This window comes from Arthrobacter sp. TB 26, assembly GCF_000427315.1.
GTDB lineage: Bacteria > Actinomycetota > Actinomycetes > Actinomycetales > Micrococcaceae > Arthrobacter.
Window position 1 is genome coordinate 3,790 of sequence record NZ_AUPJ01000429.1, and the last position, 5,761, is coordinate 9,550.

Consider the following 5,761-nt stretch of genomic DNA (forward strand, 5'->3'; position numbering starts at 1 on the left):
CTCCGCCGCCGCTAGAGTGTCCGGGTGGGGAAATATCTGGCGGACATCACGCCCTTGCGCGAGAGTCCGGCGTTCCGCCGCCTGTGGCTGGGATCCGCTGTCGCCGCCCTGGGCAGCCAGTTGACTCTCGTTGCCGTGAGCCTGGAGGTCTACCGGCTCACCCAGGACAGCCTGTACGTCGGGCTGCTGAGCATCTTCGCCCTCGTCCCGCTGGTTTTCGGCGGACTGCTGGGCGGCTCCATCGCCGACGCCCATGACCGCCGCAAGGTGGCCCTGCTCGCCTCCTCGGTGCTGTGGCTGACCACCGCGTGCCTCGCCCTGCAGGCCTGGCTGCAGCTGGGAAATGTCTGGCTGCTGTACGTCCTGATCGCGGTGCAGAGCGGCGCCCAGGCCATCAACCAGCCAGCCCGCAGCGCCATCATCCCGGAGCTGGTCCGCAAGGAGCTCCTGCCGGCCGCGAATGCACTGAGCATGATCAGTTTCGGCCTCACGCTGACGGCCGGACCCCTGCTGGCCGGGCTTCTGGTGGCCACCGTCGGCTTCGCCTGGACCTACACGATTGACGTCGGCACCTTCATCTTCGCCCTGTGGGCCCTGCTGAGGCTGCCCGCCATGCCTCCGGGGGAACATGCGCGGCCGGCGGGACTGCGGTCCGTCGTCGAGGGCTTCCGCTTCCTGGGCACACGGCCCAACCTGCGGATGACCTTCATTATCGACCTCGTCGCCATGATCTTCGCCCAGCCCCGGGCGCTCCTGCCGGCGATTGGTGCCGTGATGATCGGCGGCGGTGAAACAACCGTGGGGATCCTGCTGGCCTCCACCGCTGTCGGCGCGTTCCTGGCCGGCCTCTTCTCCGGGCCGCTGGGGGCGGTGCGACGGCAGGGGACCGCCGTCGTCTGGTCCGTGATGGGCTGGGGCGCCTCCATTGCCGGCTTCGGCCTCGTCGTCGTCCTGGCCGGGAACGCCGGCGCCGGCGGTGTGACGTGGTGGCTGCTGCCTGCGGCCTTGTGCTGCGGGCTGGCCGGAATCGCCGACTCCGTCAGCGCTGTCTTCCGCACCACCATCCTGCAGGCCTCGGCGCCGGACCACCTGCGCGGCCGGTTGCAGGGCGTGTTCATTGTGGTGGTGGCGGGCGGCCCCAGGGTGGGGGACATGCTGGCGGGCGGTGGGACTAAGATTCTGAGTGAAGGCTGGGTCCTGCTTCTGGGCGGTCTGTTGTGCATCGCGGTGGCCTGGAGCGTGGCGCACTGGCAGTCGGGCTTCCTGCAGTATGACGCGCGGAACCCCGTGCCTTAGCGGGACGTTTTTCTTGTGTGGGTCGATATTGGGACGACTTCTGGAGGAACAGTGCATCAGCATCACAACGGACTGAAGACCGCCGCGCTGTTCGGCGTGCTGTGGGCGGTGTTGCTGGGCCTTGGCGCGCTCATGGCTTCGAGTATGCGCAGTGCCGCACCGATCTGGATCATGGCCCTGATCGGCGTCGCCACGACGGCGTACGGCTACTGGAACAGTGACAAAATCGCCATCCGGGCCATGCAGGCCTACCCCGTGACGGAGGCCGAGGCGCCCCAGCTCCACCAGGTTGTCCGGGAACTCTCCGCCGCGGCGCAGCAGCCGATGCCGCGGATCTACCTCTCGCCGACGATGGCCCCGAACGCCTTCGCGACCGGACGGAACCCGCAAAACGCGGCGGTGTGCTGCACGGAAGGCATCCTGCGGCTGCTCGACGCCCGGGAACTCCGCGGCGTGCTGGGCCACGAGCTGATGCACGTGTACAACCGGGACATCCTGACCGCCTCGGTGGCTGCCGCCGTCGCAGGGGTCATCACCTCGGTGGCGCAGATGTTCCTGATTTTCGGCGGCGGCGGGGACCGGCGGAACGCCAACCCGATCGCCGCGATCGCGATGGCACTGCTGGCCCCGTTTGCCGCCTCGCTGATCCAGATGGCCATCTCCCGGACCCGGGAGTTCGACGCCGACGAGGACGGCTCCAAGCTCACCGGAGACCCGCTGGCGCTCGCCTCCGCCCTGCGCAAGATTGAGCAGGGCGTGCAGCTGGCGCCGCTTCCACAGGACCAGCGGCTGGTCAACGCCTCGCACTTGATGATCGCGAACCCGTTCCGCGCTGGCGGGGTCGCGAAAATGTTCTCGACGCACCCGCCGATGAGCGAACGAATCGGCCGGCTCGAGCGGATGGCCGGCCGGCAGCTGGGCTAGTCCGCTGGCCCCGGGGCTGGCGACGCGCAAAAGTCCTGGCGACGCGCCTGCGGACTCGTGACACGCGAAAGGGCTGTCGACCCGGCAATACCCGGTGCGACAGCCCATTTGCGCAGCGTGAGGAAGTCTGCGCCGCGGCGAGAGCCTAGCTGCGGAAGTTCACGAACTGCAGGTCGGCCTCGTCAAAGTCCTTCAGCAGCGCCATGACGGCCTGCAGGTCATCGCGGGACTTGGACGAGACACGGAGTTCGTCGCCCTGGATCTGGGACTTGACGCCTTTGGGCCCCTCATCCCGGATCAGCTTGTTGATCTTCTTGGCCAGGTCCTGCTCGATGCCCTCCTTGATGGTGGCCTCGAGCCGGAACTCCTTGCCGGACGCGTAGGGCTCGCCGGCGTCCAGGGACTTCAGCGAGATGCCGCGGCGAATCAGCTTGGACTGCAGCACGTCCAGGACCGCGAGCACACGCTCTTCGGAGTTGGCCTTCATGAGGATTTTCTCATCACTGAAATCGACCTCGGCCCCGACGCCCTTGAAGTCGTAGCGCTGGACCAGTTCCTTTTGCGCCTGGTTCAGCGCGTTGGCGACTTCCTGCTTGTCTACCTTGCTGACGACGTCGAACGTTGATTCGCCTGCCATGACTGTCCTCCTGATGGTTGGGGGGTGCCCGTTGAAGGGCCGTGGTGTCTGCCATCCAGCCTAATACGGATGCCCCCGATGTGGAGTGCGGGATCGTTGACCCGTTCACAGTCCGCTCAAAGCTGGGTCAGGGCGGGGACGAAGTTTCGGACGGCAGAGTTGCAGGAGTTGGAAGAGTCGTTCGAAAGGTACATCTCATGCAGAACCAGGCCGTCCGGTACGTCATCCGCTCCACCGCAGCTGCCGCCGGCGGTATTGCCGCGGCCGCGACGTCGGTAGCGGCGGCAACGCTGGCAGCCTCGATCATCTTCAGCCCGGCCGCGGATGCCTCCTCGAGGCTCGACGGCGTCCATGCGGACCTGGCACGCGCCGTACAGCTGAACCAGATCACGGCGGAGCAAGCCGCGAGGTTCGAATCCAAACTCGCTGGCCGGATCCTCGGGGAGGCCTGAGTTTCCGGGCTTTTTGGGCCCACAAAGCGCCGATTCGATTCTTCGGCGGAAGTTCTGTAAAGTTGTCTTGCCCGCGGTTACTGGAAGCGGAACGGACTGGAAACAGGCGTTCTGAACAAGGAGGCCGCGAGTGATCTTCTTTTGAAGTTCGGCAGATTACCCGAGCGGCCAAAGGGGGCTGACTGTAAATCAGCTGGCAACGCCTACGGGGGTTCGAATCCCTCATCTGCCACCCTTGGAAAGCCTCCGGAACCAACAGGTTCCGGAGGCTTTTTCTTTGCCCTGCGGGGCCCGGAACTGCCCGCGGAATTCGGGAGCGCGCCGTCGCGCCATCGAAAGTCTCCGGGCTTCGGCGTGACCTTCTCCCCTGTTGAGGTCCGCGTGCGCTGTCTACTGTTCGAGGCATAGACCAGCCCACCACCGACAAGGAGATCAGCGCCATGGCGAAACTGACGAAGAACATCACCATCAACGCACCGGTCGAGAAGGTCTACGAATTCGCAAGGGATGTCGGCAAGCTCTGGGCCTGTTTCCCGGAGGTTGCGGTCAGGGATGTTGAGCTGAAGCCCGATGGCGTCGGCTCCTCCGCCCGGTGGTTCACGCACACGCTGGGGATCCACAATGAAGGAACCATCGAGTTCACCCGGGTCGTCCCCAACCAGCGCATCCTCGCCAAGTCCTCTGCCGGCCCGACCTTCACCTTCACGTTCGAAGCCGACGGCGGCGGAACGAAGCTAACGCTCGACGCCGAGTGGCACCTTCCGGTCCCGCTTGTCGGCCCGCCGGTCGAGGCGCTGATCATGAAGCGTAGCGAGAAAGACGGCGAGGCGATGCTGGCGGGCATCAAAGCCCAGGTGGAGGGAACCGCGGCGTGACTGGAAGGGCCGTCCGGCACCCTGCCACGAGTCCGGCGTCGTAAGCGCTGCCCCTGCGGGCTCACCCGAAAGGGATGATGCGGCGACCGTCCGCTGGCGTTGTAGTGGTCTCAAGATCCCCTTGACGACTGAAGCGGACTGACCCGCGGCCCGCTGGCGCCCTGCCCCGGGTATCACCCCACGCGGGTGGTGACCGTCCGGCAGACGACGTCCACACTTAAACGAACGCGCCGGACAGCGCACTCGAATCTGAACGGAGGAAAGCCAGTGACAACCACACCGGAGACCGAGGCCCACGGGCCGGTCGACTTTGTGCTCCTCGAGTTCCCCATGGCAGGGCTGACGGGACGGGCGAGTGAAGAACTCGTGCGGCTCGTCGAGCAGGGTGTGATCCGGCTCTTCGATCTCCTCGTCGTCATGAAGAACGAGGACGGTGCGGTCGAGGTGCTTGAACTCACCGACCCAGGCGGACCTGCGGAGGCGTTCTCGTACTTCGACGGCGCGCAATCCGGGCTCCTCGGCGATGAGGAAATCGCCGAAGCGGCAGAGGCGATTCTCCCGGGGAGCCTCGCCGCGCTGATTGTCTACGAAAACATGTGGGCGGCACCATTTGTGGCGGCCGTTCGGGACTCAGGGGGCGAGCTCGTGGCGAGCGCGCGGATCCCTGCGCCGGACGTGATGGCGGCACTCGAAGCCCTCGACGCCAGGCCGCCCGTAGCCTGACACACCAAAGACGCGACGCGAGAGGAAAGGCATTATGGGACTGCTTAGGGGTATGGCGCGGACGGCGGTCGTGGCCGGGACGGCATCTGCGGTCAGCGGCCGCGTCCAGCGCAGGCAGGCTGCGAAATTCGCCGACAAGGACGCCGCGACCGCGGCGAAGCAGCAGCAGGCCTACGACCAACAAATGAGCCAGCAGCAGCAGGCTGCGTACCAGCAGCCGGCGCCGCCCCCGCCTGCCGCCGGCGGAATCTCCAACGAAGCCATCGAGCAACTCAAAGAGCTCGCGGCGTTGAAGGAGCAGGGGATTCTCACCGAACAGGAGTTCGGAGCCCAGAAGGCGAAGATCCTCGGCGGATAGTGCTGCCAGGTTCGGCCGCGACCGCAAAACACCCCCACACTTTCCGGTGAAGGCAGGTGCGGGGGTGTTCCCTTGCGAAGTTCGCGACGGACCGGCGGCTCAGCGTACTTTGGAGCCGACGAGGATGGCGTCGACCTGGCCGAGGGCCTGCTTCATGCCCTCTTCCATGCCCATGGCGAGAACCTGTTCCAACGCGTCTGCTGAGTCAAAGGTCGACACTATGGTCATCCGGGTGCGGTTCCCGACTGCCTCAAGCCTCATCACGGCATGGCTCGTGCCCATGTCGGGGTTCGGAGCGCCGTTCTCGTCGGCAAAACCGTCGTCGAACTCCAGATGGTGCGGAGCCTCGATGGCCGTGAACCGCCACCAGCCCCGGCTCTTCTCGCCGTCGGGCCCGGTCATGAAGTAGCTGGCCTTACCTCCGGACACGAAGTCGTGGCTTTCGAAAGTTGCGGGCCAGGTGGGCGGGCCCCACCAGCGCTCAAGCTGGCGGGGG

At 66.1% G+C, this 5,761-nt stretch carries 7 protein-coding genes, 1 tRNA gene and 1 pseudogene (1 of these 9 cut by a window edge); 7 read left to right on the forward strand and 2 right to left on the reverse strand.

Features of this window, described 5'->3' with window-relative positions; genetic code table 11:
* The first annotated feature begins 24 nt into the window (after positions 1-24).
* Together K789_RS0116390 and htpX are read left to right on the forward strand one after the other, a co-directional pair.
* Positions 25-1,296 (forward strand): MFS transporter, encoded by a 1,272-nt coding sequence (locus K789_RS0116390; RefSeq protein WP_024367704.1) that lies wholly within the window; start codon positions 25-27, stop codon positions 1,294-1,296.
* Between the two features lie 51 nt (positions 1,297-1,347).
* A complete protein-coding gene (htpX, locus tag K789_RS0116395; protein WP_024367705.1) occupies positions 1,348-2,220 on the forward strand; it encodes a zinc metalloprotease HtpX in 873 nt (290 codons plus the stop codon).
* A gap of 145 nt (positions 2,221-2,365) precedes the next feature.
* Here htpX and K789_RS0116400 read toward each other — a convergent pair whose 3' ends face one another.
* On the reverse strand, positions 2,366-2,857 hold the full coding sequence (locus K789_RS0116400) for a YajQ family cyclic di-GMP-binding protein (RefSeq protein WP_024367706.1): 492 nt from the start codon (positions 2,855-2,857) through the stop codon (positions 2,366-2,368).
* Between the two features lie 197 nt (positions 2,858-3,054).
* On the opposite strand from K789_RS0116400, the gene K789_RS0116405 reads away from it, so the two are divergent.
* The 5 genes from K789_RS0116405 (at position 3,055) to K789_RS0116425 (ending at position 5,265) form a co-directional block, all read left to right on the forward strand.
* Positions 3,055-3,309: a hypothetical protein gene (locus K789_RS0116405; protein ID WP_024367707.1), complete on the forward strand. Its 255-nt coding sequence runs from the start codon at positions 3,055-3,057 to the stop codon at positions 3,307-3,309.
* A 150-nt stretch (positions 3,310-3,459) separates the two neighbouring features.
* Positions 3,460-3,541, forward strand: a tRNA-Tyr gene (locus K789_RS0116410).
* Positions 3,542-3,749: 208 nt separating this feature from the next.
* Entirely contained in the window at positions 3,750-4,184 is a 435-nt protein-coding gene (locus K789_RS0116415) for an SRPBCC family protein (RefSeq protein ID WP_024367708.1), read from the forward strand.
* Positions 4,185-4,451: 267 nt separating this feature from the next.
* Positions 4,452-4,907: a DUF6325 family protein gene (locus K789_RS0116420; protein WP_024367709.1), complete on the forward strand. Its 456-nt coding sequence runs from the start codon at positions 4,452-4,454 to the stop codon at positions 4,905-4,907.
* A gap of 34 nt (positions 4,908-4,941) precedes the next feature.
* Positions 4,942-5,265, forward strand: a complete 324-nt coding sequence (locus K789_RS0116425) for an SHOCT domain-containing protein (protein WP_237739623.1) — start codon at positions 4,942-4,944, stop codon at positions 5,263-5,265.
* A gap of 99 nt (positions 5,266-5,364) precedes the next feature.
* Here K789_RS0116425 and K789_RS23350 read toward each other — a convergent pair.
* Positions 5,365-5,761: pseudogene (locus tag K789_RS23350) on the reverse strand (SRPBCC family protein); it runs 103 nt beyond the window's last position.